25 protein-coding genes are annotated in these 25,796 nt (G+C 73.1%); 10 read left to right on the forward strand and 15 right to left on the reverse strand.

The genetic code is table 11. The features are described 5' to 3' along the window. Positions 1-144 precede the first annotated feature (144 nt). On the forward strand, positions 145-810 hold the full coding sequence (locus ACFV0T_RS17435) for a pyridoxal 5'-phosphate synthase (RefSeq protein WP_385779373.1): 666 nt from the start codon (positions 145-147) through the stop codon (positions 808-810). A gap of 202 nt (positions 811-1,012) precedes the next feature. On the opposite strand, the gene ACFV0T_RS17440 is transcribed toward ACFV0T_RS17435, so the two are convergent. The 3 genes from ACFV0T_RS17440 to ACFV0T_RS17450 all read right to left on the reverse strand — a co-directional run bounded on the left by ACFV0T_RS17440 (position 1,013) and on the right by ACFV0T_RS17450 (position 2,809). After that, positions 1,013-1,615, reverse strand: a complete 603-nt coding sequence (locus ACFV0T_RS17440) for a GNAT family N-acetyltransferase (RefSeq protein ID WP_385779375.1) — start codon at positions 1,613-1,615, stop codon at positions 1,013-1,015. 331 nt (positions 1,616-1,946) lie between these two features. Beyond that, positions 1,947-2,369 (reverse strand): Zn-ribbon domain-containing OB-fold protein, encoded by a 423-nt coding sequence (locus ACFV0T_RS17445; RefSeq protein WP_385779600.1) that lies wholly within the window; start codon positions 2,367-2,369, stop codon positions 1,947-1,949. Further along, entirely contained in the window at positions 2,357-2,809 is a 453-nt protein-coding gene (locus tag ACFV0T_RS17450) for a DoxX family protein (RefSeq protein ID WP_385779377.1), read from the reverse strand. The genes ACFV0T_RS17445 and ACFV0T_RS17450 overlap by 13 nt, the downstream gene beginning before the upstream one ends. 671 nt (positions 2,810-3,480) lie before the next feature. Here ACFV0T_RS17450 and ACFV0T_RS17455 point away from each other — a divergent pair. The 4 genes from ACFV0T_RS17455 to ACFV0T_RS17470 all read left to right on the forward strand — a co-directional run bounded on the left by ACFV0T_RS17455 (position 3,481) and on the right by ACFV0T_RS17470 (position 8,870). Further along, positions 3,481-4,698, forward strand: a complete 1,218-nt coding sequence (locus ACFV0T_RS17455) for a flavin-containing monooxygenase (protein ID WP_385779379.1) — start codon at positions 3,481-3,483, stop codon at positions 4,696-4,698. 372 nt (positions 4,699-5,070) lie between these two features. Continuing rightward, positions 5,071-7,296: an acetate--CoA ligase family protein gene (locus ACFV0T_RS17460; protein WP_385779381.1), complete on the forward strand. Its 2,226-nt coding sequence runs from the start codon at positions 5,071-5,073 to the stop codon at positions 7,294-7,296. Position 7,297: 1 nt separating this feature from the next. Beyond that, entirely contained in the window at positions 7,298-8,179 is an 882-nt protein-coding gene (locus ACFV0T_RS17465) for an enoyl-CoA hydratase/isomerase family protein (protein WP_385779383.1), read from the forward strand. 70 nt (positions 8,180-8,249) lie between these two features. Further along, on the forward strand, positions 8,250-8,870 hold the full coding sequence (locus ACFV0T_RS17470; protein WP_385779385.1) for a flavin reductase family protein: 621 nt from the start codon (positions 8,250-8,252) through the stop codon (positions 8,868-8,870). Between the two features lie 3 nt (positions 8,871-8,873). Here the strand turns inward: ACFV0T_RS17470 and ACFV0T_RS17475 are convergent, their stop codons facing one another. Further along, positions 8,874-10,190, reverse strand: coding sequence for an MFS transporter (locus ACFV0T_RS17475; protein ID WP_385779387.1), 1,317 nt, complete (start codon positions 10,188-10,190; stop codon positions 8,874-8,876). 71 nt (positions 10,191-10,261) lie between these two features. On the opposite strand from ACFV0T_RS17475, the gene ACFV0T_RS17480 reads away from it, so the two are divergent. Then, positions 10,262-11,419 carry a GlxA family transcriptional regulator gene (locus ACFV0T_RS17480; RefSeq protein WP_385779389.1) on the forward strand — a complete coding sequence of 386 codons (1,158 nt, stop codon included), beginning with the start codon at positions 10,262-10,264 and terminating at the stop codon, positions 11,417-11,419. 124 nt (positions 11,420-11,543) lie between these two features. Here ACFV0T_RS17480 and ACFV0T_RS17485 read toward each other — a convergent pair whose 3' ends face one another. The 3 genes from ACFV0T_RS17485 to ACFV0T_RS17495 form a co-directional block, all read right to left on the reverse strand. Next, positions 11,544-12,593, reverse strand: coding sequence for a Zn-dependent alcohol dehydrogenase (locus tag ACFV0T_RS17485; RefSeq protein WP_385779391.1), 1,050 nt, complete (start codon positions 12,591-12,593; stop codon positions 11,544-11,546). Continuing rightward, a complete protein-coding gene (locus tag ACFV0T_RS17490) occupies positions 12,593-13,747 on the reverse strand; it encodes an acyl-CoA dehydrogenase family protein (RefSeq protein ID WP_385779393.1) in 1,155 nt (384 codons plus the stop codon). The genes ACFV0T_RS17485 and ACFV0T_RS17490 overlap by 1 nt, the downstream gene beginning before the upstream one ends. Before the next feature lie 173 nt (positions 13,748-13,920). Continuing rightward, positions 13,921-14,832, reverse strand: coding sequence for an SDR family NAD(P)-dependent oxidoreductase (locus tag ACFV0T_RS17495; protein ID WP_385779395.1), 912 nt, complete (start codon positions 14,830-14,832; stop codon positions 13,921-13,923). Positions 14,833-14,916: 84 nt separating this feature from the next. Here ACFV0T_RS17495 and ACFV0T_RS17500 point away from each other — a divergent pair, with 84 nt between their 5' ends. After that, entirely contained in the window at positions 14,917-15,843 is a 927-nt protein-coding gene (locus ACFV0T_RS17500; RefSeq protein ID WP_385779397.1) for a cyclase family protein, read from the forward strand. Positions 15,844-16,256: 413 nt separating this feature from the next. Here the strand turns inward: ACFV0T_RS17500 and ACFV0T_RS17505 are convergent, their stop codons facing one another. The 4 genes from ACFV0T_RS17505 to ACFV0T_RS17520 all read right to left on the reverse strand — a co-directional run bounded on the left by ACFV0T_RS17505 (position 16,257) and on the right by ACFV0T_RS17520 (position 19,350). Next, positions 16,257-16,727 (reverse strand): ATP-binding protein, encoded by a 471-nt coding sequence (locus ACFV0T_RS17505; RefSeq protein ID WP_385779602.1) that lies wholly within the window; start codon positions 16,725-16,727, stop codon positions 16,257-16,259. An 18-nt stretch (positions 16,728-16,745) separates the two neighbouring features. Further along, positions 16,746-16,871 (reverse strand): hypothetical protein, encoded by a 126-nt coding sequence (locus ACFV0T_RS17510; protein WP_385779399.1) that lies wholly within the window; start codon positions 16,869-16,871, stop codon positions 16,746-16,748. Between the two features lie 388 nt (positions 16,872-17,259). Beyond that, positions 17,260-18,183, reverse strand: a complete 924-nt coding sequence (locus ACFV0T_RS17515) for an acyl-CoA dehydrogenase family protein (RefSeq protein WP_385779401.1) — start codon at positions 18,181-18,183, stop codon at positions 17,260-17,262. 9 nt (positions 18,184-18,192) lie between these two features. Further along, entirely contained in the window at positions 18,193-19,350 is a 1,158-nt protein-coding gene (locus ACFV0T_RS17520; RefSeq protein WP_385779403.1) for an acyl-CoA dehydrogenase, read from the reverse strand. Between the two features lie 134 nt (positions 19,351-19,484). Here ACFV0T_RS17520 and ACFV0T_RS17525 point away from each other — a divergent pair, with 134 nt between their 5' ends. Further along, the gene (locus ACFV0T_RS17525; RefSeq protein WP_385779405.1) at positions 19,485-20,999 is read left to right on the forward strand and encodes a class I adenylate-forming enzyme family protein; all 1,515 of its coding nucleotides are present in this window, start codon (positions 19,485-19,487) and stop codon (positions 20,997-20,999) included. On the opposite strand, the gene ACFV0T_RS17530 is transcribed toward ACFV0T_RS17525, so the two are convergent. Both ACFV0T_RS17530 and ACFV0T_RS17535 read right to left on the reverse strand, forming a co-directional pair. Then, positions 20,978-21,487, reverse strand: a complete 510-nt coding sequence (locus ACFV0T_RS17530) for an EF-hand domain-containing protein (protein ID WP_385779407.1) — start codon at positions 21,485-21,487, stop codon at positions 20,978-20,980. The genes ACFV0T_RS17525 and ACFV0T_RS17530 overlap by 22 nt on opposite strands. 142 nt (positions 21,488-21,629) lie before the next feature. Beyond that, complete coding sequence (locus tag ACFV0T_RS17535; RefSeq protein WP_385779409.1) at positions 21,630-22,010, reverse strand: STAS domain-containing protein; 381 nt, start codon at positions 22,008-22,010, stop codon at positions 21,630-21,632. A gap of 340 nt (positions 22,011-22,350) precedes the next feature. Between ACFV0T_RS17535 and ACFV0T_RS17540 the strand changes: the two genes are divergently transcribed. Beyond that, the gene (locus ACFV0T_RS17540) at positions 22,351-22,932 is read left to right on the forward strand and encodes a sigma-70 family RNA polymerase sigma factor (RefSeq protein ID WP_385779411.1); all 582 of its coding nucleotides are present in this window, start codon (positions 22,351-22,353) and stop codon (positions 22,930-22,932) included. Beyond that, entirely contained in the window at positions 22,929-24,191 is a 1,263-nt protein-coding gene (locus tag ACFV0T_RS17545) for a zf-HC2 domain-containing protein (RefSeq protein WP_385779413.1), read from the forward strand. The genes ACFV0T_RS17540 and ACFV0T_RS17545 overlap by 4 nt, the downstream gene beginning before the upstream one ends. Positions 24,192-24,235: 44 nt before the next feature. On the opposite strand, the gene purU is transcribed toward ACFV0T_RS17545, so the two are convergent. Then, the gene (gene purU, locus ACFV0T_RS17550) at positions 24,236-25,117 is read right to left on the reverse strand and encodes a formyltetrahydrofolate deformylase (protein ID WP_385779415.1); all 882 of its coding nucleotides are present in this window, start codon (positions 25,115-25,117) and stop codon (positions 24,236-24,238) included. A gap of 67 nt (positions 25,118-25,184) precedes the next feature. Next, a complete protein-coding gene (locus ACFV0T_RS17555) occupies positions 25,185-25,685 on the reverse strand; it encodes a hypothetical protein (RefSeq protein ID WP_385779417.1) in 501 nt (166 codons plus the stop codon). Positions 25,686-25,796: the final 111 nt, after the last annotated feature.

The raw sequence follows: 25,796 nt of genomic DNA on the forward strand, positions 1-25,796 counted from the left end.
TGCCGGGCTTACGGGCGGTCGGGCGGTGACGGGGGCGGCCGGGCGTGCTGTCGCCGGGGCCGGAGGGGCGGGCGAGCTGTCGCCGGGGTCGGGTGGTGTCGAGCTGTCACCCGGGTCAGGCGGGCGGTCGGTGATACTCGAGGCATGGGAACGGATCTTCACGAGTTGCTCAGGTCCCTGCGGGTGTGGGACCCGGCGGTCACCGACCTGCCGCCCCTCGACCCGGACGCCACGCCCGCCGAGCCCCTCACGCTGTTCACGGCGTGGTTCGCGGAGGTGGTGGCGGCCGGGCAGCCCGAACCGCACACGATGTCGCTGGCGACCTCGGACGCGGAAGGCCTCCCGGACGTCCGGACCGTGATGCTGCACGGGGCCGACGCGGCCGGCTGGGCGTTCGCGACACACGCGAACAGCCGCAAGGGCCGCCAGCTCGCCGCCCGCCCGTACGCCGCCCTCGGCTTCTACTGGCCCGTCCAGGGGCGTCAGGTGCGCGTACGCGGCCCGGTCGCCGTGGCGCCGCCCGAGGAGGCACGGGTCGATCTGCACGCCCGCTCCACCGGTGCGCTGGCCGCCGCGCTGACCGGCCGGCAGAGCGAGATCCTTGGATCCACCGAGGAGTTGCAGCGGGCCTCGCAGGACGCCTGGGAACTGGCCCGGCGGGAACCGGACACCGACGCCTCGACCTGGACGCTCTACCGTCTGCGGCCGACGGAGGTGGAGTTCTTCCAGGGCGACGAACGGCGGCGGCACGTACGGCTGCGCTACCGACGGGAGGGCTCGGACTGGCTCAGGGAACTGCTGTGGCCCTGAGGCCGCGACGCGCCTGGAAGTCGTACGCCGCGAAGTCCCGCACCGGTTCGTAGCCGAGCCGCTGGTAGAGGTACGCCGAGTTCGGAAGGTCGGGTCGACGCGACGGCCGAGCGCGACCCGGGGGCGGGCCGTGCGGTCAGGAAGGATCCGGCGCGGTCGAGGAAGGCGTGCACGCCGTGGGCGTAGCGCCAGGTGGGGCCGGTCACGGCAGTTCCGCCGCCGGGTCGGTCGACAGCCGGGCGTGCAGGTGCGCGTCGCGGAACGCGTCGTGGCGGCCCGCCTCGAACATCTCGCCCCGCAGCGTGCCCTCGTAGCGGAAGCCGCACCGCTCGGCGATCCGGCAGGAGGCGTCGTGGCCCAGGGCGTGGCCGAGCTCCAGCCGGTGCAGGCCGAGGTCGGCGTGGGCCCAGTGGACGGCGAGGGCGAGGGCGCGGGTGGCCACGCCCCGGCCGCGGGCCTCGGGCAGGACCCAGTAGCCGACCCGGGCGGAGCGGAGCGCGGGGTTGATCATGTTGACGCCGAGGTGCCCCAATGTCGTACCGCTCGCCGCGTCCGCGATGCGGAAGTTCACGCTGGTGCCGTCCGCCGCGTACTCCGCCTTGGCCCGCAGCGAGCTCCGGGCACTGTCGAGGTCCGTGACGGGGTTGAGCGGGGTGTTCCAGCGCCGGAACTCCGGGTCGGAGATGCCGCGCAACCAGGCCGCCGCGTCGGCGTCGGAGTCCGCGCGCCAGTGGCTCAGCCGCAGTCCGTGGCCGTCGAGTTCGGGGAAGGGGGAGCCGAGGGGGTGCTCGCTACTGGGGGCCATGGGGCCATTGAAGCCCGTGGGACGGGGTGTCGGCAGCTCCTTAACGGGCCCTGGGGGCAGTGGCCTCGATGGACCCTCGACACGTCGGGTTCCGACGAGTTCCCGGCCGCCGGGCGCTGACGACCGTCCGAGCGTTGACGACCGTCCGAGCGTTGACGACCGTCCGGGTGCTGACGGCCGTCCGGCCATCCGGCCATCCAGGCACCCGTCCACCGCGCCATCCCGCCACCGGGCCACCAGGCCAGCGGGCCACCAGGCCATCCCGCCCCCAGGCCGCCAGGCCGCCAGGCCGCCAGGCCGCCAGGCCGCCAGGCCGCCAGGCCGCCAGGATTCAACCGGTGCCCGGGCCGCTCGGCCGGAACACCGGTACCCCGGACCGGAACGTGACCTCCAGCTCCGTCCCCGCCCGTAGGTCGCCCGGCGTGCACTCCACGACCTCGGTCATCATCCGCGGGCCCTCGGCGAGGTCGACGACCGCGGCGACGTACGGGGTGCGCCCGCCGAACGGCGGCAGGTCGTTACGGTGGACGACCGACCAGGTGTAGAGCGTGGCCCGGCCGCTCGCCTCCTGCCAGGTCACGTCGTCGCTCCAGCAGTGCGGGCAGAACTCGCGGGGGTAGTGGTGGGCCCGCGCGCACGCCCCGCAGCGGCGCACCAGCAGGCGCCGTCGGGCGGCCGCGTCCCAGTAGACGCGCGTGAAGCCGTCCGGTTCGGGGAGGTCGTACCGCGGGACGTCGCCGCTCACCGGAACCAGCCGAGCGCGTCGTCCAGCGACCACGTCTGCCAGCACATCCCGAACAGGCCCACCACCGAGATGAGTCCCATCATCGAGTTCTGCCCCTGCTCGGCCCAGTCGTGGATCATGAGGACGAAGTAGAGGGCGTTGAGCAGCAGTCCGCCGACCAGGGCCACGGGGGTCAGAAAACCCGCGATCAGGCCCAGGCCGAGGGCGAGTTCCGCGTAGACGACGACGTACGCCATCGTGCGCGGCCTGGCGGCGACCACGGTCTCGAAGCCGGAACGCACCGCGCCCCACCGGTGCTTGGCCGCGACGCCGGCCGCCCACGCGATCCCGGTGCCGTGCTCGAACCAGTCCTTTCGGTCCTTGTGCCGCCAGCTCTCCAGCCACCACAGACCGAGCCCGATCCGCAGCACCGCCAGCCACTCCGCCCCGCTGAGCCAGATCGTGTCCATGTCCCCGGACCCACCTCCCTTCGAGCCGCTCCCGACTCATCTGACGGTATGTCAGTTCAGCGGACGGCCGATGCTTTCGCAAGACGCCGGCACCCCGCGGATCGGCGGGAAGGTCCGCCTCCGGCACCCCGCTCACGGTCTCCGCCAACCTCGCCGCCGCGGCGAACGGGCTCGGCGACGGCGTCAGCCACCTCTCCTACCGGGACGAGGGCCACGGCTCACACGCCGACCCGGGCGAGTTCATCAAGCGGCCCGCCAAGCTGGCGGGTTCGGGCCGAGGACGCGGCAAGCAGCCGACGGGGAGCGGACCGTTCCCCCGCCCGTTCCCGTGTCCCCGTGTTCGCGCAGCCCCGCGTCCCCGTGTTCGCGTATACCCGTAGCCCCGCATCCCCTGGACGCGGCGTCAGATCTTCCCGTCTGTCCGATCGGGCGCCGCTTTCCCGCGGCGCCCGACCCGCACGCACCTGGGGCCGGCGCCGCGGGCCTTCGCCCACACCGCTCCCCACCACACTCCCACCGCGCCCGACTCGTTCACTTCGTTCACCGCGCCCGCGGGTTGGGCGGCCTACGTCACCCGTCCCACTCGGCGTTCCTCCAGGCGTAATCAATCCGCAACCAATTCCGGTCTTGACCGAGACCCATCAAACCCCTGCGTGATTACGCTCGCGCACATGGCCGACTCCAGCGACTCCACCGACTCCACCCCGCCCGCGCCCTCCACGGCGGTCCCCGCCGACCGTCCCGTGTACGTCATCGGTGGCGGCCCGGGTGGTCTGGCCGTCGCCCACGCGCTGCGCGCCCGCGGCGTCCGCGCCGTCGTCCTGGAGAAGTCCGACCGCGTCGGGGCGTCCTGGCGGCGCCACTACGACCGGCTCCACCTGCACACCACCCGCCGCCTGTCCGCGCTGCCGGGTCTGCCGATGCCGCGCCGGTTCGGGCGCTGGGTGTCCCGCGACAACGTGGTGCGCTACCTGGAGAAGTACGCAGAGCGTCACGCGCTGGAGATCGTCACCGGAGTCGAGGTCTCCCGCGTCGAGCGTTCGCCCGACGGCACCGGCTGGCTGCTGCACGCCACCGGCGGCCGGGAACTGACCGGCGCCGCGGTGGTCGTCGCCACCGGCTTCAACCACACGCCCCGCCTGCCCGACTGGCCGGGCCGCGAGACGTACACCGGCGAACTGCTGCACGCCGGCGACTACCGCAACGCGCGGCCCTTCGCCGACCAGGACGTCCTCGTCGTCGGAGTCGGCAACACCGGCGCGGAGATCGCCGTGGACCTGGCGGAGGGCGGGGCGTCGCGGGTGCGGCTGTCCGTCCGCACGGCCCCGCACATCGTGCGCCGTTCGACGGCCGGGTGGGCCGCCCAGTACACGGGCGTGCTGGTACGGCGCCTGCCGGTCCGGCTCGTCGACCGGCTGGCCCGGCCGATGGCGAAGCTGAGCGTGCCGGATCTGTCGGCCCACGGACTGCCCCGCCCCGACACCGGCCTCTACAGCCGGGTCACCGCGGGGGCGATCCCGGTCCAGGACGTCGGCCTCATCGACGCCGTGCGCAGGGGGCAGGTCGAGGTCGTGGCCGCGGTCGAGGGATTCGAGGACGACAAGGTCCTCCTCGCCGACGGCAGCCGGGTCTCGCCGGACACCGTCGTCGCCGCCACGGGCTACGTCCGCGCCCTCGAAGGCCTGGTCGGCCACCTCGACGTGCTCGACGCCCGTGGCAGGCCGGTCGTCCACGGCGCCCGCACCCCGCGCAACGCACCCGGCCTGTACTTCACCGGCTTCACCAACCCGATCAGCGGCATGTTCCGCGAGCTCGCGATCGACGCGGAGAAGATCGCGAAGGCCGTCGCGGGCGACGGGTCGGGCCAGGTGTCCCGCCTCCCGAGCTGACCCCCCGGCCCCGGACGCCCCCTCTCCCTCGGGGCACATCCGGCCGGATCCGGGCCGGATCCGGCCCTGCTTCGGGCCACCTCCAGGCCTCCTCCGGGGCCGCCTCGGGGCCGTCCACCTCCGGGCCACCCCGAGCAGTCGCCTCCGGGTCCCTCCCCCGAGGCCACCTCCGAGCCACCCCGAGCAGTCGCCCTCCGGGCCGGCTCCGAGGCCGTTCTCGGGCGCCATCCATGGCGCCTGCGGGCCTCGTCCCTGGCTCCTCCGGTCCGTCCGTGGGTTCTTTGCGTGCACAACAGTTCCTGACGGAACGTCAGTTCAGTAATCTGACAGTGCGTCAGTTATTGGAGCTGTCACACAGGAGCGGGCGGACCGATGCTTGGATCAACCCACGGCACCCTCACCACCGACTCCCGCCGGGCCCGCGTCATCGCCTGCGGCGAGCCCCCGGCGCCGGCCGTCCACGGCCGCCCGGCCGACGTGGACGACCTCGACGTCAGCGGCCGTCCGCTGTACGCCGACGTCCCCGACCTGGACCGGCTCTTCCGGCCCGAGTCCGTCGCCGTGATCGGCGCCTCGGACGCCGAGGGGCGGCCCCACACCGGTATCACCCGGCAGTTGCTGGGCTGGGCCGAGCGGGTGGGGGCACGGCTGTACCCCGTCCACCCCACCCGCGCGTCGGTCTTCGGCATCCCCTGCCTCCCGTCCGTCGCCGACCTGCCAGAGCAGGTCGACCTCGCCGCGCTGCTGGTCGCCGATCCGCTGCCCGTGGTCGAGGAACTCGCCGAGGCCAAGGCGCGGTTCGCGGTGGCGTTCGCCTCCGGGTTCGCGGAGACCGGTGCGCGGGGCGCGCTCGCCCAGGCCCGGCTCTCGGCCGCCGTCGCCCGCTCCGGGATACGGCTGCTCGGGCCGAACACCAACCTCAACGCCTTCGAGCGGTTCCGCGACGACCTCGACGGACCGGCGATCGCCCTCATCACCCAGTCCGGTCACCAGGGCCGTCCGGTCTTCGCCCTCCAGGAGCTCGGCATCCGGCTCTCCCACTGGGCGCCCACCGGGAACGAGGCCGATCTGGAGACCGCGGACTTCCTCTCCTACTTCGCCGAGCTGCCGGAGGTCGGTGCCATCGCCTGCTATGTCGAGGGGCTGAAGGACGGCCGCTCCTTCCTGCTGGCCGCCGACCGGGCCGCCCGGCGCGGCGTACCGGTCGTCGCGGTCAAGGTGGGCCGCACCGAGACCGGCGCCCGCACCGCCGCCTCCCACACCGGCAAGCTGACCGGCGCGGACGCGGTGGTGGACGCGGCGATGCGGCAGTTCGGCGTGATCCGGGTGGACGGCCTGGACCAGCTCCAGGACACCGCGGCCCTGCTGGCCCGCGCCCGCGCCCCGCTCGCCGACGGGGTCGTCGTCTGTTCGATCTCGGGCGGCACGGGCGCGCACGTGGCCGACCTGGCGACCGGGGCGGGCCTGCGGTTGCCCGTGCTGTCGGACGCCAAACAGGCCGAACTGCACCAGTGGATACCCGAGTACCTGAGCGTGGCCAACCCGGTGGACAACGGCGGCCACCCGGTCGGCGACGAGCGCGGCCGGAAGATCATCGACGCGCTTCTCGACGACCCGGAGGTCGGGGTCCTGATCTGCCCGATCACCGGCCCCTTCCCGCCCCTGAGCGACCGGCTGGTCCAGGACCTGGTGGACGCGGCCGAGCGGACGGACAAGCTGGTGTGCGTGGTGTGGGGGTCGCCGGTCGGCACCGAACCGGCCTACCGCGAGGTGCTGCTCGGCTCCTCGCGCGTGGCCACCTTCCGCACCGTCGGCAACTGTCTCGCGGCCGTCCGCGCCCACCTCGACCACCACCGCTTCGTACGCGGCTACCGCTCCCCCTTCGACGAGGCGCCCCGCGCCACCTCCCCTTCCTTCCGCAAGGCGCAGGCCCTGATGCGGCCGGGCCGGCAGCTGAGCGAGCACGCGGCGAAGCAGCTGCTGCGCGCCTACGGCATCCGCGTGCCGCGCGAGCAGCTGGTGACCAGCGCGGCGGCGGCGGTGCGCGCGGCGGGGCTCGTCGGCTACCCCGTGGTGATGAAGGCGTCCGGTGCGCAGATCGCCCACAAGACCGAACTGGGCCTGGTGAAGATCGGCCTGACCTCGGCCAGCCAGGTCCGCGACGCCTACCGCGAGCTGACGGAGATCGCCCGCTACGAGGACGTCTCGCTGGACGGCGTCCTGGTGTGCCAGATGGTCGAGCGGGGCGTCGAGATGGTCGTCGGCGTCACCCACGACGACCTGTTCGGGCCGACCGTGACCGTGGGCCTGGGCGGTGTGCTGGTCGAGGTGCTGCGGGACTCGGCGGTGCGCGTGCCGCCCTTCGGCGAGGATCAGGCCAGGACCATGCTGACCGAACTCCGCGGCCGGGCACTGCTCGACGGGGTGCGCGGCCGTCCCCCGGCCGATGTCGACGCCCTCGTCGAGGTCGTGCTGCGGGTGCAGCGGCTGGCGCTGGAGCTCGGGGACGAGCTCGCCGAACTCGACATCAATCCCCTGATGGTGCTGCCCAGAGGGCAAGGGGCCGTGGCGTTGGACGCGTTGGCGGTGTGTCGCTGAGATGAACACGGCTGATTCCCCCGATTCCCCTGGCCCTTCCGGTTCCCCTGCCTCCTCCGGTTCCCCTGATTCCTCCCATGGGAGCGGAAAGTCCGCTGAGTCATGGATACGGCACACCACTGACAACCAGGTCTCCCACATCACCCTCAACCGTCCCGAAGCCCTCAACGCCCTCACCCCTGACCAGCGGGAACGCATCATCGGGCTGCTCTTCGAGGCCTCCGGCGACCCGGACGTGCGGGCGGTGGTCATCACGGGGACGGGCCGCGGCTTCTGCTCGGGCGCGGACCTGCGGGCCGGTCCGACGGCCGGGGAACGGGTCGCCGGGGACGTCGCCCGTACCCTGCGCCTCGGCGCCCAGCGACTGGTCGCCGCCGTGCTCGACTGCGAGAAGCCGGTGATCGCCGCCGTGAACGGCACGGCGGCCGGCCTAGGCGCCCATCTCGCCCTCGCCTGCGACCTCGTGCTGGCAGCGGAGTCCGCCCGGTTCATCGAGGTGTTCGTGCGGCGCGGACTGGTCCCCGACGGCGGCGGGGCCTATCTCCTCCCCCGGCTGGTCGGCCCCCGGCGGGCCAAGGAGCTGATGTTCTTCGGCGACGCCCTCACCGCGCCGGACGCCGAGCGTCTGGGCCTGGTCAACCGGGTCGTCCCGGACGCCGAGCTGGCCCGGACGGCCCGCGCGTGGGCGGAGCGCCTCGCCACCGGACCGACCCGCGCCCTCGCCCTCACCAAACAGCTCGTCAACGCCTCGCTCGAGTCCGACCGCGCCACCGCCTTCGCCGCGGAGGCCGCCGCACAGGAGATCAACATGGGGACGGCGGACGCGCGGGAGGGCGTGCGGAGCTTCGTCGAGCGGCGCGCGCCGGAGTTCGGGGGCCGCTGACGCCCGGGCGGCCCGGCGTCCGGCACACCCCTTCCTATCTGACGCTCCGTCAGTTTCAATGGTGAACGTGATGGGACACGCAGGGATGGCGGCAGCCGCCGTCCGTTACCTCAGGTCGGCCGGGGCTCCGTCGCCGGTACCCGTCGAGCCGCTGCCGCGCCCCGAGCTGCGGTGTGTCGGCGAGGACGAGCGGGCGCCGCTGGACCAGGGCGAGTTCCGGCGGGTGCTGGGGACCTTCGCCACGGGCGTCACCGTCGTGACGGCACCGCCCGCCGACGGCGAGCACTCCCCCGCCGGCTTCGCCTGCCAGTCCTTCTCCTCGCTCTCCCTGGACCCGCCCCTCGTCGCGTTCATGGTCGGCCGTACGTCGACGACCTGGCCGCGCATCGCACGGGCCGGCGTCTTCTGCGTCAACGTCCTGGCCGAACGCCAGGGCGAGCTGTGCCGCGCCTTCGCGGTCAGCGGCGCGGACAAGTTCGCGGGGGTCGGGCACGAACCGGCCCCGGTCTCCGGGGCGCCACGCCTGACCGGGGCCCTCGCCTGGATCGACTGCACCGTCCACGCCGTGCACACCGGCGGCGACCACCTCATCGTGGTGGGACGGGTGGACGCCCTCGGCGCGGACGAGGGCGACGGTGCCCCGCTCGTCTTCCACCGGGGGCGCTTCGCGCGGCTCCGCGAGGACCGCTGACCGTCAGGCGGGCACCACCGGCGTCATCGTCGCCGGCACCGGCCGCCGCCTGATCACCAGCGCCATCAGCGCCGCCGCCGCGCACAGCGCGCCCGCCGCGTACCAGACCATGTCGTACGAACCGAAGACGTCCCGGACGACCCCGCCCAGGAAGGCGACGAGCGCGGCGCCGACCTGGTGGGAGGCGAGGACCCAGCCGAAGACGATGGCGCTGTCGTCGCCGTACTGCTCCCGGCACAGCGCCAGGGTGGGCGGCACTGTGGCGACCCAGTCGAGGCCGTAGAAGACGATGAAGAAGATCATCGGGGGGTGCACGCTGGACGCCAGCAGCATCGGCAGGAAGAGGAGCGAGACGCCCCGCAGCGCGTAGTACACGGCCAGCAGGCGGCGCGGTTCGAAGCGGTCGGTGAACCAGCCCGAGGCGACCGTGCCGACCACGTCGAACACGCCGATGACCGCCAGCAGCGAGGCCGCCGCCGTGATGGGCATGTCGTGGTCGTGCGCGGCGGGCACGAAGTGGGTCTGGATCAGGCCGTTGGTCGAGGCGCCGCAGATCGCGAAGGTGCCGGCCAGCAGCCAGAAGGGGCCGGTACGGACCGCCGAGAACAGGACGGTCACGGCCCGGCGGGCGGCACCGGGCACCGGCTCGGGCTTCGGCACGAACTCCTCGGACCCGTAAGGCTTCTGTCCCACGTCCGCCGGATGGTCCCGCAGCAGCAGCCAGACGAAGGGGACCACCGCGAGCGCCGCGAGGGCCACCGTGACGGCCGCCGGGCGCCAGTCGTGCCGCTCCACGATCCAGGACAACAGCGGCAGGAAGATCAGCTGGCCGGAGGCCGAGGCCGCGGTCAGGATGCCGGTCACCAGACCCCTGCGGGTGGTGAACCAGCGGTTGGTGACCGTCGCCGCGAACGCCAGCGCCATCGAACCCGAACCGAGGCCCACCAGCAGCCCCCAGCACAGCAGCAGCTGCCAGGCCGCGGTCATCCACACCGTCAGTCCGGAGCCGATCGCTATCACCGTCAGGGCGACCGCGACCACCCGCCGGATGCCGAAGCGGTCCATCAGCGCGGCGGCGAAGGGCGCGGTGAGCCCGTACAGGGCGAGGTTGACGGAGACGGCGGCGCCGACCGTGCCGCGCGACCAGCCGAAGTCCTGGTGCAGCGGGTCGATGAGCAGGCCGGGCAGGGAGCGGAAGGCCGCCGCGCCGATGATCGTGACGAAGGTGACCGCGGCGACGAACCAGGCGCGGTGGATACGGGGCCGGTGGATGGACGGGGCTTTTGTCCCGGCGGCTGCGGCTGCGGTTGTCTGGGGCACGACATAGAGCTTGCGCTACCGAAGCATCCGGAACGAGTGGCCCGAAGGACAGCATTCGTTAGGATCGGGCCATGACCCGTGAGCGTGCGCTCCGTCCCCACCGCGTCGTCGTGCTCGCCCTCGACGGGGTCCTCCCCTTCGAACTGGGCATCCCGCACCGGATCTTCGGCCGTCCGAAGGACGCCGAGGGGCGCCCTCTGTACGAGGTCGTCACCTGCTCCGTCCGGCCGCCGGGCCCGGTGCAGACCGACGCCGACTTCGCCGTCCAGGTCGCCCACGGCCCGGAAGCCCTGGCCACCGCCGACACGGTCCTCGTCCCGGCGTCGTACGAGCTCGGTCCGGTCTTCGAGAAGGGCGTGCTGACCGACGAACTGGCCGCCGCGCTCGCGCACATCCGGCCCGGCACCCGGCTCGCCTCCATCTGCACCGGGGTGTACGTGCTGGCCGCGGCCGGCCACCTCGACGGCCGCCCGGCGACCACGCACTGGGCCGACGCCGAGCACTTCCAGCGCCTCTTCCCCCGGATCAGGATCGACGCGGGCGTGCTGTTCATCGACGACGGCGACGTGCTGACCTCGGCGGGCGTCGCGGCCGGGATCGACCTGTGCCTGCACATCGTCCGCCGCGACCACGGCACCGCCGTCGCCAACGAGGTGGCCCGCCACACCGTCGTACCGCCGCACCGGGACGGCGGGCAGGCGCAGTACATCGACCGGCCCGTGCCCGACCCGCAGGTGGCCGGCACGGCCGCGGCCCGCGCCTGGGCCCTCGGCCGCCTCCACGAGCCGCTCCAACTGCGTGACATGGCCGCCCAGGAGTCCCTGTCCGTACGCAGCTTCACCCGCCGCTTCCGCGAGGAGGTCGGCGTCAGCCCGGGCCAGTGGCTCACCCGGCAGCGCGTCGAACGGGCCCGGCACCTGCTGGAGTCCACCGATCTCTCCGTCGACCAGGTGGCCCGGGACGCGGGCTTCGGCACGGCCCAGTCGATGCGGCAGCACCTACAGGCGGCTCTCGGGGTCACCCCCACGGCGTATCGGCGGACGTTCCGGGTCGGGAGCGGCCCGGTCGGTGACGACGAGCGGCACGGCGTCGTCGGCGCCCGGCGCCGACCGGCGCGCGCGTCGCAGCTCGCCCCACCGGCCGAGCCCGGTCAGCAACAGGGTCAGGCCCACCGCGGCCAGGACGGCCATGGACGGCGCCTCCGCCTTCAGCGGGGCGCCGGCCAGTGAGGCCGTCCCCGCGTCACCCGCCCCGGCCGCCGCGTACATGACGGAGTAACCCACGGCCAGGGCGCCCGGCCGCAGCGCCTCGCGCAGGGACAGGGCGCGGGTGAGCATCGCGCCCGACCGCGGGTCAGAAGGTCAGCACGCCCCTCGCCACCCGCCCCGCCGCGGCGTCGGCCCGCGCCTTCTCGAAGTCCTCGACCGGGTAGGTCGCCGTCACCAGTTCGTCCAGCAGCAGTCGGCCCTGCCGGTACAGCTCGGCGTAGAGCGCGATGTCGCGCTGGGGGCGGGAGGAGCCGTAGCGGCAGCCGAGGATCGCCTTGTCCAGGAAGAGGGTGGAGACCCGGAAGGACGCCTCCGCCGTCGCCGGGGGCACACCGAGCAGGACCGCCTGGCCGTGCCGGTCCAGCAGGTCGATCGCCTCGCGGATCAGCTCGACCCGGCCGACGCACTCGAAGGCGTGGTCCGCGCCGGTCGGCAGCACGTCCTTCACGCCCTTCGTGGAGGTCAGGAAGTCGGTCGCGCCGAACTGCCGGGCCACGGCCTCCTTGTCGGGGTTCGCGTCCACCGCCACGATCCGCAGCGCGCCCGCGATCCGGGCGCCCTGGATGACGTTGAGGCCGATCCCGCCCGTGCCGATCACCAGCACGCTGTCCCCGCGGTCCACGCGCGCGCGGTTGAGGACCGCGCCCAGTCCGGTCAGCACCCCGCACCCGATCAGGGCGGCGGACGGCATCGGGATGTCCTTCGGGATACGGACGGCCTGCACGGCCTTCACCACGGTCCGCTCGGCGAACGCCGAGTTGGCGGCGAACTGGTACACCGGGCGGCCGTCCTCGGAGAACGGCCGCCCGGGCCGCCCGATCGCCTGCCGGCACATCGTCGGCCGGCCCCGGTCGCACTCCGCGCACGTACCGCAGTTCGCGAGCGTCGAGAGGGCCACGTGGTCGCCGGGCGCGACATGGGTGACACCCGCGCCCACCGCCTCCACGACGCCCGCGCCCTCGTGCCCCAGCACCACCGGCACGGGGAACGGGATGGTCCCGTCCACCACGGACAGGTCGCTGTGGCACAGGCCCGCCGCGGAGACGGCCACGAGCACCTCACCGGGACCGGGGTCCCGTACCGCCAGGTCGTCCACGACCCGGACCTGCTTCCCGTCGAAGATCACGCCTCGCATCACACGTCTCCCTTGGGCTCCCTGGGCAGGCCGAGCACGCGCTCGGCGATGATCGTGCGCTGGATCTGGTCCGAGCCGCCGTAGATCGTGTCGGCCCGGGAGAACAGGAACAGATGCTGGAGAGCGTCGAGTTCGTACGGATTCGTGGGCGACCAGCCGGCCGGGCCGACGGCCGCCGCCGGGCCGCGCACCAGCATCGCCAGCTCCCCGAGGCGCTGGTGCCAGCCCGCCCACAGCAGCTTGGCCACGCTCGGCGCCCCCGGGTCGCCGGAACGCCCCAGCGTGCGCAGGGCGTTCCAGCGCATGGTGCGCAGCTCGGCCCACTGGCGCACCAGCCGGTCGCGTACGACGGGATCGGTCACCGCGCCCGTCTCCACGGCCGCGCGCAGCACGCGCCCCAGCTCCGCGGCGAACCCGATCTGCTGGGCGAGGGTCGACACGCCCCGCTCGAAGCCGAGCAGGCTCATGGCGACCCGCCAGCCCCGGCCCTCGCCGCCGACGACGTGCTGCACGCGCGCGCGTGCCCCGTCGAAGAACACCTCGTTGAACTCGCTCGTGCCGGTCAGCTGGCGGATCGGGCGGACCTCGACGCGGCCCGGCTGGTCCATGGGCACGAGCAGGAAGCTCAGGCCGTGGTGCCGGCGCGAGCCGGGCTCGGTGCGGGCCAGCACGAAGCACCAGTCCGCCTCGTGAGCGAGCGACGTCCAGATCTTCTGGCCCGTGATCCGGTAGTACGTCCCCGCCGGCTCGCGCTCGGCCGTGGTGCGCACGCCGGCCAGGTCGGAGCCGGCGCCGGGTTCGCTGTAGCCCTGGCACCAGAGTTCGTCGCCTGCGGCGATCGGGGGGAGGAAGCGGGACCGCTGCTCGTCGGTGCCGTGGGCGAGGAGGGTGGGGGCGAGGAGGTTCTCGCCGATGTGCCCGGAGCGCGGGGGTGCGCCCGAGCGGGCGTACTCCTCGGCCCAGGCGACCTGTTGGGTGAGGGTGGCGGTGCGGTTGCCGTAGCCGTCCTCGTTCCAGCCGAGGCCGATCCAGCCCGCCTTGCCGAGGGTGCGCTCCCAGGTGCGGCGGTCCTGGGCGTCGTCGGCGTGCGCGGCGAGCCAGCCGCGCGCCCGCGCGCGGAACACCTCGTCCTGCGGTGTGAACCCGAACTCCACGGTGACCTCCTCGGAAGGGACTCGGACGGGACTCGGACGGGACTCGGACAGGGCTAGGACGGGACGCGGGCAGGACGCGCGGACGGCTGGGACGCGGGCAGGACGCGCGGACGGCTGCAACGCGGGCAGGACGCCGAGGGGACCCGGACGGGACGCCGCCGGAGCGCTCTCCGTCAGGCGTTCGGCCGGGCGCCGTCCCGCGCCGCCCGTTCCATCGCCTCCAGCCGCTCCAGCAGCGGCATGGGATCCGTCCCCACCGTCCCCGGCAGGAAGTCCGCGATCCGCTCCGGGGTCCAGGAGCCGTCGGCGTACGCGGCCCGCAGTTCCCTCGGCTGGGCCCACACCGCGATCTTGGGACCGGCGATCGTGTACACCTGTCCGGTGATCCGCTGTTCCTTCGCCCGGTCGGACAGCAGATAGACCACGAGCGCGGCCACGTCCTCCGGGTCACCGATCTCCGTCAGCTCCGTCGGGACGTTCGCCGACATCCTCGTACGGGCCACCGGAGCCACCGCGTTGGCGCTCACCCCGTACTTGTGCAGGCCCAGCGCGGCGCTGCGCACCAGGGAGATGACACCGCCCTTCGCGGCGCTGTAGTTGGCCTGCGAGACGGAGCCCTGGTGATTGCCGCTGGTGAAGCCGATCAGGGTGCCCGAGCGCTGTGCGCGCATCACCGCGGAGGCCGCCCGGAACACGGTGAACGTGCCCTTGAGATGGGTGGCCACCACCGGGTCCCACTCCTGCTCGGACATGTTGAACAGCATCCGCTCGCGCAGGATGCCGGCCACGCAGACCACGCCGTCCAGCCGGCCGTACGCCGACACGGCCGTGTCCACCAGGCGCTGCCCGCCCGCCATGGTGGAGATGTCGTCGGCCACCGCGACCGCCTCCGCGCCCGCGGCCTCGATCTCCTTGACCACCGCCTCGGCGACCTCGCTGGTGGGTGAGGCCCCGTCGACGGAGACACCGTGGTCGTTGACGACGACCCGCGCGCCCTCGGCCGCCGCCGCCAGCGCCACCGCCCGGCCGATGCCGCGTCCGGCGCCCGTCACGGCGACGACCTTGCCTGCCAAGAAGTTCCCCACGACCGGCCCCTTCCCGCGTTATCTGACGGACCGTTAGATTTTATGACCCGTCGGATACCTGGAGACAAGCCCCGGGGAGGACCCATGTCGCTGCCGGACGAGTTCCATGAGATCGCCAAGCGCGTCAACAACTGGGGGCGCTGGGGAGCCGACGACGAGATCGGCACCCTCAACCTGATCACCGACGAGGTCGTCCGGGAGGCGGCCGCGAGCGTGCGCTCCGGTCGCCGCGTCCCCCTCGCCCTCCCCCTCCAGCAGGACGGCGTGCAGACCGGGATGATCCCGGGGCGCGTCAATCCGCTGCACACCATGGTGCAGATCAACCAGGAGATCTTCGGGCCGGGGACGGTGGCGTGCAGCGACGACGCCGTGACCATGGGGCTCCAGGCCGCCACCCACTGGGACGCGCTGCCGCACGTCTCGCACTCGGGCAGGCTCTACAACGGCCGCCCGGCCGGCACCGTCACCGCGCACGGCGGCGCCGCGTTCGGCGGCATCGACAAGGCGCGGCACCTCGTCTCGCGCGGGGTGCTGCTCGACGTGGCACGCGCGCGGGGCGTCGAACGGCTCGACGGCGGGCACGCCGTGACCCCGGAGGACCTGGACGCCGCGGAGGACCTGGCCGGCACGCGCGTGCGCGCCGGTGACGTGGTACTCGTGCGGACCGGGCAGATCCAGGCGTGTCTCGCGGGCGACCGGCACGCGTACGCCCATCCGTCACCGGGGCTGTCCGTCCGCACACCGGAGTGGTTCCACGCGCGCGATGTCGCGGCGGTCGCGAACGACACCCTCACCTTCGAGATATTCCCGCCCGAGATCGAGGATCTCTGGCTGCCCGTGCACGCGCTCGACCTGGTGGAGATGGGCATGCTCCAGGGCCAGAACTGGAATCTCGAAAAGTTGTCCACAGCCTGTGGACAAGAAGGGCGCTACGCGTTCCTGCTGTCGGCGACGCCCGAGCCGTTCGTCGGCGCGACAGGGGCTCCGGTGGCGCCGGTGGCGATCCTGTAGGCGGGCCGGGCCCGCCGGACGAGTTCGGCCGGCGGCGCGCCGCTGCCCGCCCCGAGCACGGCACCGCGCGCCGCCGGCCCACTCCGGCGCACCCGCCCCGGTCCCTCTCGGCCCGAGAGGAACGACGCCGAATTCACGACCCACACTCGCCGAGGGCCCCCGTCACCGAGGCCCTCGCCGTCCCCTCGCGGCGAATCGCTAGCCACAAGCGTGATCAAACGGACACGCCGCGTCAACACCCGATCGGGGATTTATTACTTATGACCTGATGTGCCACGGGCGCGCACGGAAGCACGTCCGGGCGCACGACGTCCCGGCCCTCACCGGACGACAGCGCTTTCCGCACCCGTGCACCAGGGGTGACGACGTTCCGGTACGCGTGCGCCCGTCAACCGCACGCGTCACGGGAGCGGTCACACGGCTTCGTACGCCCCGTACACCAGTCCCTCGTACGCCGACGCCGTACCGCCACAGCCCGACGCGGACGCCTCGGGCCGCTCGCACCGGTCCAGTTCGCACCAGATGCGCTTGCCCGCGCCCTCGGGGCTCCAGCCCCAGCGGTCGGCGAGACCGTCGACGAGGGCCAGACCCCGGCCGCCGGTCGCGTCGCCGTCGGCGCACCGGGGCACCGGGGCCCGGTCGCTGGCGTCGGCCACCTCCAGGCGGACGGTGGCCACCTCCGCCGCCACGGCGGCCAGCGACAGGCGCAGCACGGCCGGACAGCCGGTGTGCACCACCGCGTTGGTGACCAGCTCGGAGACGAGGAGCACGAGGGTCTCGGCGAGCGGTTCGTCGGCCTCTATGCCGGACCCGGCGAGCCGCGAACGGGCCCACCTGCGGGCGCGCCCCACCTCGGCGGGGTCGGGCCGGACCTCCAGCTGCACTTGTAGCACCTGCACCGCTCACACCATCCGAACCGGCGGACACATGGCCTCGCGCCACGCGAGCGCCTCGACGAGGGCCATGACGAGGGCCACGATCGTAGCCATTTTCAGCATGGCCAGGACAATGGCCGGGGCCAGGATCACGGAACGTGAATCCCTTGTAGGACAGCTTGGTTGACGTACAGTCACCCCAACAAGCGCTTCGGGCATATTCCAGCGCCAAGGAGTACTCGTCCGGCATACTGTGCGACCCGTACCGCGGGGAGTCGAACAGGCCGGGAAACGTGGCCTGAAACAGGCCCCCGCCGTCCCGCGAACAGCGACGCGCACCGCCGGTCGGGCCGCCCCTGGGGCAACACCGGCATGGCTCGTACCCAGAACCACTCGCATCTCACACAAGGTACCGGAGCGGGGTGCCGACTCCGGGCCGTGACGAGCCCCGCACAGGACACAACCCGATATCAACGCTCCGTAGTTCCCCGGTGCCACGATCGGCGACACGTACGCCGTCCGCGGCCCACCACCCGGGGCCCTAGCCGGGACCGGCGGCCAGGTCGGCCGCGAGCAGCTCCGCACCCTCCGTGCCGCCGCCCGCCCGCCGCGCCCGCACCCACGACCGCTTCAGGTGCAGATGCACCTCGGACTCCCAGGTGAAGCCCATGCCGCCGTGCACCTGAAGGCAGTCACGGGCGCCGCGCACGGCCGCCTCGTCGGCGAGCAGCCGGGCCGCGGCGATGTCGACCGGGTCGGCGGTGACCGCGGCCGCGTAGACCGCCGCGCGGGCCACCTCCGCCCGCACCAGAAGCTGCGCGCACAGGTGCTTGACCGCCTGGAAGGCGCCGATCGGCCGGCCGAACTGCTCACGTGTCCGGGCGTGTTCCACCGCCAGCTCGCACGCGCGCGTGGCCGTGCCGAGCTGTTCGGCGGCGGTGAGGAGCGCGGCGACGGGATCCGGGACGGGACCGGGAGCGGGTTGCCCGAGGGCGGGGGCGGCGGTCGCGTCCGGGGCGGTACGCGCGGGCACCCGGTGCAGGGGGGTCAGCGGGTCCACCGACGTCAGCGGTACGGCGCCGGTGGCGTCGCCGCGCACCACGTCCGCCTCCGCCAGCCACTCCACGAGGCCGCCGTCCACGGCCGTCACCACGGCCTCGCCGGCCGCCGCGCCCGGCACCGTGCCCGCCGCGAGGTGGGTGGCCACCAGGGGACCCGGCAGCAGGACCCGGCCCGCCTCCTCGAACGCCAACACCGCTTCGGGCAGCCCCAGTCCGACCCCGCCGTCCGCCTCGGGAACCCGTAGCGCGAAGAACCCCGCAGCACCCAACTCCCGCCACAGCTTCCGGTCCAGGTCGGGCCGCGACACGGCCGCCCGCAGCGCCTCGCGGTCGAAACGCCGGGCCAGCAGGTCACGTACGCCGGTCCGCAACACCCGCTGGTCCTCCGTGAGTCGAAAACGCATCGCGCAGAGTCACCGTCCCTTCGGCAGCCCGAGGATCCGCTCGGCCACGATGTTGCGCTGGATCTGCGAGGTCCCGGCCGCGATGGTGTACGACAGCGAGGACAGCCGGTCCAGCACCCACGGCCGGTCGAGGTCGAGCGACTCGGCGCCCAGGACCTCGGCCGCGGTGTCGTAGAGCTCCTGACGCGCGTGCGAGTACCTCAGTTTGAAGACCGAACCCCCGACGCCGGGCACCCCGCCGCCCGCGGCCTCCGCCTCGCTCACGTTCCACTGCGTCAGCCGCCACAGCGCGCGGAACTCGGCGTTGAGCACGCCCAGCCTGCGCCGCACGCCCGGGTCGTCCCAGCGGCCGTTCCCGCGCGCCTCGCGGGCGAGTTCGTCCAGCACGCGCCGGCACGCCACCACCTCGCCCACGAACGCCGTGCCGCGCTCGAAGGACAGGGTCACCATCGTCACCCGCCAGCCGTCGTTCTCCGCCCCGACCCGATTGGCGACCGGCACCCGCACCTCGTCGAGGAACACCTCGGCGAACTCGGCGGACCCGGCGAGCGTCCGCAACGGCCGTACGGTGACGCCCGGCGCGTCCATCGGGAGGGCCAGCCAGCTGATCCCCCGGTGCTTGGGTGCCGACGGGTCGGTCCGCACCAACAGTTCGCACCAGTCGGCGACTTCGGCGTGGGAGGTCCAGATCTTGGAACCGCTCACCACGTAGTCGTCGCCGTCCCGCCACGCGCGCGTGCGCAACGCGGCCAGGTCCGATCCGGCGTCCGGTTCACTGAAGCCCTGGCACCAGACCTCCTCGCCGCGCAGCACCGGCGGCAGCCAGCGCGCCCGCTGCTCGGCCGTCCCCTCGGCGGCGATGGTCGGCCCCGCGTGCAGCAGCCCGACGAAACCGGCCCCCACGTAGGGGGCGCCCGCCCGCTCGGTCTCCTCCAGGAAGATCAGGTGCTGGGTCGGCGTGGCACCCCGGCCGCCCGCGTCGACGGGCCAGTGCAGCCCCGCGTACCCGGCGTCGTGGAGCATCCGCTGCCAGCCGAGGTCGTAGGCCCGGCGACCCGGCCAGTCGTCGGCTGACGGCTTCGCCGGCAGGGTCGGGAGCACCCGCGCGAGCCACTCCCGCAGCCCCGCGCGGAACTCCTCCTCCTCGGGCGTGCAGGAGAGGTCCATACGCCACCCATCTGATAGTCCGTCAGATTCGCGCCGCACGAGCAGGCTAGCCGCGCACCCCTGGACCGACAAGGCGCCCGGCCCTACGCTCTGCCCACGATCTGACTGTCCGTCAGCTACACCAGGGGGCCGAAGTGAACGACACCGCACACGCCCTGAGCTCCGCCCGCACCCTCTGGGAACTGGTGGACCGCCGGGCCGGTCTCACCCCCGACCGCCCCGTCCTCCTCCAGGACGACCGATCGCTGACCTTCGGAGAGCTGCGCGACCGGGCCGAGCGGGTGGCGGCCGGGCTGCACGGGATGGGCGTACGCCCCGGCACGGTGGTCGCCTGGCAGCTGCCCACCCGCATCGAGACCGCCCTGCTGTCCTTCGCCCTGGCCCGCCTGGGCGCCGTACAGACGCCGGTCATCCCCTTCTACCGGGACCGGGAGGTCGGCTTCGCGCTGCGCGAGTCCAGGGCGGAGTTCTTCGCCGTGCCGGGAACGTGGCGGGGCTTCGACCACACGGAGCTGGCACGGCGGCTGGGCGCGAAGGGGATCTTCGAGGCGTACGACGACGGCGACCTGCCCGACGGCGACCCCCGCGTCCTGCCCCCGCCGCCCGCCGACGGCACCTCGGTGCGCTGGATCTACTGGACCTCCGGCACCACGTCCGACCCCAAGGGCGTGCTGCACACGGACCGTTCCCTGATCGCGGGCGGCTCCTGCCTCGCCCACGCACTGCGGCTGTCGGCGGACGACGTCGGCTCCATGGCCTTCCCCTACGCGCACATCGCCGGCCCCGACTACACGGTGATGCTGCTGCTGTACGGCTTCCCCGCGGTGATGTTCGAGCAGTTCGCGCTGCCGGACGCGCTGGCGGACTACCGCAGGCACGGGGTGACGGTGGCGGGCGGCTCGACGGCGTTCTACTCGATGTTCCTCGCCGAGCAGCGCAGACACCCGGGCGAGAAGGTCGTCCCGACGTTGCGGCTGCTGGCGGGCGGCGGGGCGCCGAAGCCGCCCGAGGTCTACCACCGCGTCGTACGGGAGATGGGGGTGCAGCTCACCCACGGCTACGGCATGACCGAGGTGCCGATGATCACCATGGGGGCGCCGGACGACACGGCGGAGAACCTGGCGACGACGGAGGGGCGGCCGCCGGCGGGGATGGAGATCCGGATCGTCGACGGGGAGGTGCGGCTGAAGGGGGAGGCGGTGTGCCAGGGGTACCTGGACCCGGCGCAGACGGCGCTGGCCTTCGACCGGGACGGGTTCCTGCGCACCGGCGACCTCGGGCATGTCACCGACAGCGGGCACCTGGTCCTCACCGGCCGCCTCAAGGACGTCATCATCCGCAAGGGCGAGAACATCTCGGCGAAGGAGATCGAGGACCTGCTGCACCGGCACCCGGACGTCGGTGACGTGGCGGTCGTCGGGCTGCCCGACGCCGAGCGTGGGGAGCGGGTCTGCGCGGTCGTCGAACAGCCGTCGGGCGCCGGCGAGTTGACCCTGGAGGCGGTGACGTCGTACCTGCGCGCGGAAGGGCTGTCGGTCCACAAGCTGCCGGAGCAGCTGGAGGTGGTGGACGCCCTGCCGCGCAACGAGACCCTGCGGAAGGTGCTGAAGTACCGGCTCAGGGAGCGTTATTCGGGGACGGTGAAGTAGCGGGCGAAGGCGGGCACGATCTCCGCCTCGCCGACCCGGCCGTCACCGTCGGTGTCGAGCGTGGCGGCCGCCGGGCGCGCGACGTCCTCGGGCACGCCCAGCATCGTGAGCACGCGCGCGGCGTCCGCGACGGTGGCCGTGCCGTCCGGGCCGGCCGCCAGGTCCAGGGCCGCGTGCAGGAAGGGGCGGGCGATCTCGCCGAACCGGTCGGGGTTGTCGCGCAGGCGCTTGACCGCGCCGTTCACGAACTCCTCCCGGGTGATGCGCTGGTCTCCGTCCCGGTCCGCCATTCCGGCCATGCCCTGCCAGAACGCCTCGGCGCCCGCGTACAGTGCCTGGCCCTTGTCGGAGCGCGCCGCCGTGCCGAACTCCACGAGCAGCGCCTTGGCGGCCGTGTTGAAGTCCTCGCGGTCGATGTAGCCGTTGCCGTCCTGGTCGAAGACCGCGAACCGGGCCGCGATCCTGAGCTCGTACTCGCTGCTGACCATGTCTTCTCGGCCCGCCTCACGTCACGTCGGGATGCATCTGATCTGGAGCGTACGACGCCGGGGGCCGTCCGGGAGGGTGAAATCGACGCTTGTGCCAAGACCGGGGAAATTCCAGGACAACGGCGTGGCACCGGAACAAGGCTCACGCCGACAGCGGGCGGGACTCCTCGGTGACCGCCGTGGCGAGGTCCGGATGGACGTCGAACAGGCGGCGGACGCCCAGCGCGCCGAAGACCCGGTTGACGTGGGAGCCCTCGACCGCGCCCTGGGCGGGCAGGACCAGCCGCAGCCGGCCCTGGCAGGAACGCAGCAGGCGGCGGGCGGCGATGAGCACGCCGACGCCGCTGGAGTCGCAGAAGTACACCTCGGACAGATCGAGGACGAGGCTGTGCCGGCCCTCGGCCACCACGTCGTGCACCCGCTGCCGCAGCGTGGGCGAGGTCACCAGGTCGAGTTCGCCCGACACCTGGAGCACGGCCCAGTCGCCGCGCTCGCCGTCGGTCACTTTGATCGCCACCACCACGCCCTTCGCTCGCCAAACGGAAGCAACTCCTTCGCTTCCTTGCAGCGCGGCTGCCCAGCGGGCTGTTCCCTGAAACGCCTACCAAGAAACAGAAACCGACCGGAGAAGGCTTGTTTCAGTCGGCTTCGATCCTGTTCGATCGTGTCTGATCGCCCGGTACGGGGGTAGCCGAGCGATCGGGAGCTCCGTACCCAGGCCCTTCCACGGTCTCTTACCACCCACGACTCATCGGGGGGGCGCACATTGCAACAAAGGGGCGTGCGCTGTCGGACGTGCCGACTACATTCGAGGAGACAGTGGGCGCACGCTGGACTCAGGGACGGACCGGTGAGGGGGCCTGATGGCGAAAAGGGACGCACCGCCCCGCTGGGACCGCAAGATGCAGCAGCGGCTCGCACGCGGTGAGGCGGCCGCCCTCGGCGAGCTCTACGACCGATTCGCATCGCTCGTGCACGGTCTCGCGCACCGCGTGCTCGAAGACGACCAGGCGGCCGACGGCATCACCCGCGAGGTGTTCGCCCATGTCTGGGAGCATCCGGACGCCTACGACCCGAAGAAGGGGCCCCTGCGCACCTGGATGGCCGCCCTGACCCACCGCCTGGCCGTGCAGCGGCTGCGCGCCACCGGGACCGCGGCCCTGGCCGACGGCGCCCACGGAACCCCCGAGGAGCTGGAGCTCAGGGTGCGCCACGCCTCGGTCGCCGCCCGCGCCGACTACATCGTCCAGTCCATGCCGACCCCGCTGCGGGCCGCCCTGGACCGCGCGTACTTCCAGCGCCGCGACTACCGCCAGACCGCCGCCGACCTCGGCGTCACCGAGGACGAGGCCCGCCGCCGACTGCGTCTGGGCCTGCAACTGCTGTCCACAGCCCACGACGCCGGCGCGCCCGGGGCACCACCCGAATACGGAGGTGCGGCGTGACCGGGGTGGACCGCTTCGAGACCCACGACGACGAGCACGACGAGCACGACAGGCACGGGCGCTACGACGGCAGGGAGGGCAGAGAGGACAGGACCGAATCGGCCGCCCCCGCCCCGGACCCCGCGCCGCTCGCGCTGGAGCACCCGGTCCTGAAGTCACTGCTGGGTGCCTGGGCACTGGCGGCCTGCTCGGCCGCGGAGACGGCGGCCGTCGAGGAGCACCTGGGCGACTGCGGCTCCTGCGCGGACGAGGCACGGCGGCTGCGCGAGGCGGTCGGCCTGCTGCACCCGCCCGAGCCGCTGGACCTGGACCCGGGGCTGCGCACCCGGGTCCTGGCCGGCTGTCTCGACCGGCGGCCGCCACGCATCCCGGTGCCCGACTGGGCCCACGCGTACGACGCCGAGACCGCCCGGCTCGACGCGCTGCTCCAGGACTTCGGGGACGCCGAGTGGCACGCGCCCGTGCGGCTGCGCTGGTTCGACGGGGTCGCCGCGGCCAGCCGCCGTACGACGGTCGCCGGGGTCATCGCGCATCTGCTGGCGGTCGACGGCCTCGTCGCGCTCGCGCTCGGTCTCGAGGATCCGCTGGCGCACCTTCCGGCCGGCACGGTCCCGTCACCGGGCGGCCGCACGGAGGCGTACTGGCGTACGTCCCACTTCCCGCCCACCCGCTCCGTACGCACCCCGTGGCGGGAGCAGAGCCACGGCATCGTACGGATGGTGTCCTTCACCGGCGGGGGCTCCGGGAAGCTGGCGGTGTCCTACGGCGGCGACGGCGACGACGAGGTCGTACTGCCGCTGCGGGACGCGATGCTGGACCGTGCGTTCGAGTGCTGGGTGCACGGGGAGGACATCGCGGAGGCGGTGGACTACCCGTACGACCCGCCGTCCCCGCGCCATATGCACCGCATGATCGACCTCGCGGCCCGGATGCTGCCGCTCGCGCTGGCCGCGCGCCGTCGCGCCGGACTCGCCGCGCCCGGCCCGGAGCGGCACCTCGTACCGGCCGGCGAGCCAGGGCGCAGTCTGCGGCTGGAGATCGAGGGGCTCGGCGGCGGGGAGTGGCTGATCCCGCTGGACTCCCCGGCGGCGGTGGGCTCCGCCCACCACGAGGTGGCCCATGTCGCGCTCGACGGCGTGGAGTTCTGCCGGCTCGCGGCGGGGCACGTGCCGCCGGAGGAGGCGGCCGCGGGGCAGGTCGGGGACCGTGCGGCGATCAGGGACGTGCTGTTGGCGACGGCGTCGTTGAGTCGCCTGTAGCCCGTCGGCGCCCCGGACGGCCCGCCCGCGGGTGGGCCGTCCGGCTACGCGAAGACGACCGTCCGCCGGCCGTTCAGCAGGATCCGGCGCTCCGCGTGCCACTTCACGGCCCGCGCCAGCGCCTGGCACTCCACGTCCCGCCCGATCGCGACGAGCTGGTCCGGCGTGACGTCGTGACCGACCCGCTCGACCTCCTGCTCGATGATCGGCCCCTCGTCCAGGTCGGCGGTCACGTAGTGCGCCGTCGCGCCGATCAGCTTCACCCCGCGCGCATGCGCCTGGTGATACGGCTTCGCGCCCTTGAAGCTCGGCAGGAAGGAGTGGTGGATGTTGATGATCCGCCCGCTGAGCTGCTTGCACAGGTCGTCGGACAGCACCTGCATGTAGCGGGCGAGGACGACGAGCTCGACGTCCTGCTCGCGCACCAGCTCCAGGAACCGGGCCTCCGCCTCGGCCTTGGTGTCCTTCGTCACCGGAATGTGGTGGAAGGGAATGTCGTACGAGCCCACGAGCTCGGCGAAGTCGGTGTGGTTGGACACCACGGCCGCGATCTCCACCGGCAGCGCGCCGATGCTCGCCCGGAACAGCAGGTCGTTCAGGCAGTGTCCGAACTTGCTCACCAGCAGGACGACCCGCATCCGCTCCTCGGCCCGGTGGATCTGCCAGTCCATGCGGAAGGAGTCACCGATCGCGGCGAAGCTGGCCCGCAGCTTGTCCACGGTCACCGGCGCCTCGGCCGAGAAGTGGACGCGCATGAAGAACAGACCCGTGTCGTGGTCCCCGAACTGCTGGCTGTCCTCGATGTTGCAGCCGGTCATGAAGAGATAACTCGACACGGCGTGCACGATGCCCTTCTTGTCAGGGCAGGACAGGGTGAGGACGTACTGATCGGCCGGCGCCGCGGCTCGGGTGGACTGCTCACTCATGCAGGACAGCGTCCCATATCCGCCCGGCCCCGGCGGAACGTCGTCCGCCAGGCGGAACGCTCGTCCGTCAGGCGGACCGCGTCATGATCCGCAGCAGCTCGAGCGTGCGCGGGGGCGCATCCGGGTCGTCACCGTCGCTCACCGCGAGGCGTACGTGCGCGTCCCGCGCCGCCCGTATCGCCTCCGGCCACGCCTCGTGGTCGACATACGCGGAGACGGGCGCGTCCGGGCCGACCTGGTGCATGATCCGCAGCACCCGCAGGACGGCGGTGTCGACGAGCGCCGCCTCCTGCGAGTCGCGGAAGATCGTGCCGACGTACTTCTCGGCGGACCAGCTGTCCAGCCAGGTGTCCTCGACCAGGCGGTACACCGCGTCGGTGACGTCGCCGTATCCGTCCACGCCGGCCAGCCAGACGTTCTGCTGGAACACCGGATCGGAGAGCATGTGCAGCGCGGAGCGCACATTGCTGCGCCAGCGCCACCAGGGCATGTCGTTCAGTGGCATGTCGCCCATGGTGGGGGAGCGACGGCCGCGACGGGAAGAGTTCTCCGAACCTTGCACGGTCATCGATCGTACGTTCCTTCTCACAAGCCGATCGCCACCCCCCGTAATTCACCTTGAAGTCACCTCGCGTTGACCGGAGGTCACTCCCTGGTTTTTTATGTGGCGGAATCGTGC

Origin of the sequence: Streptomyces sp. NPDC059582 (genome assembly GCF_042735715.1) — a bacterium.
Classification (GTDB): Bacteria; Actinomycetota; Actinomycetes; order Streptomycetales; family Streptomycetaceae; genus Streptomyces.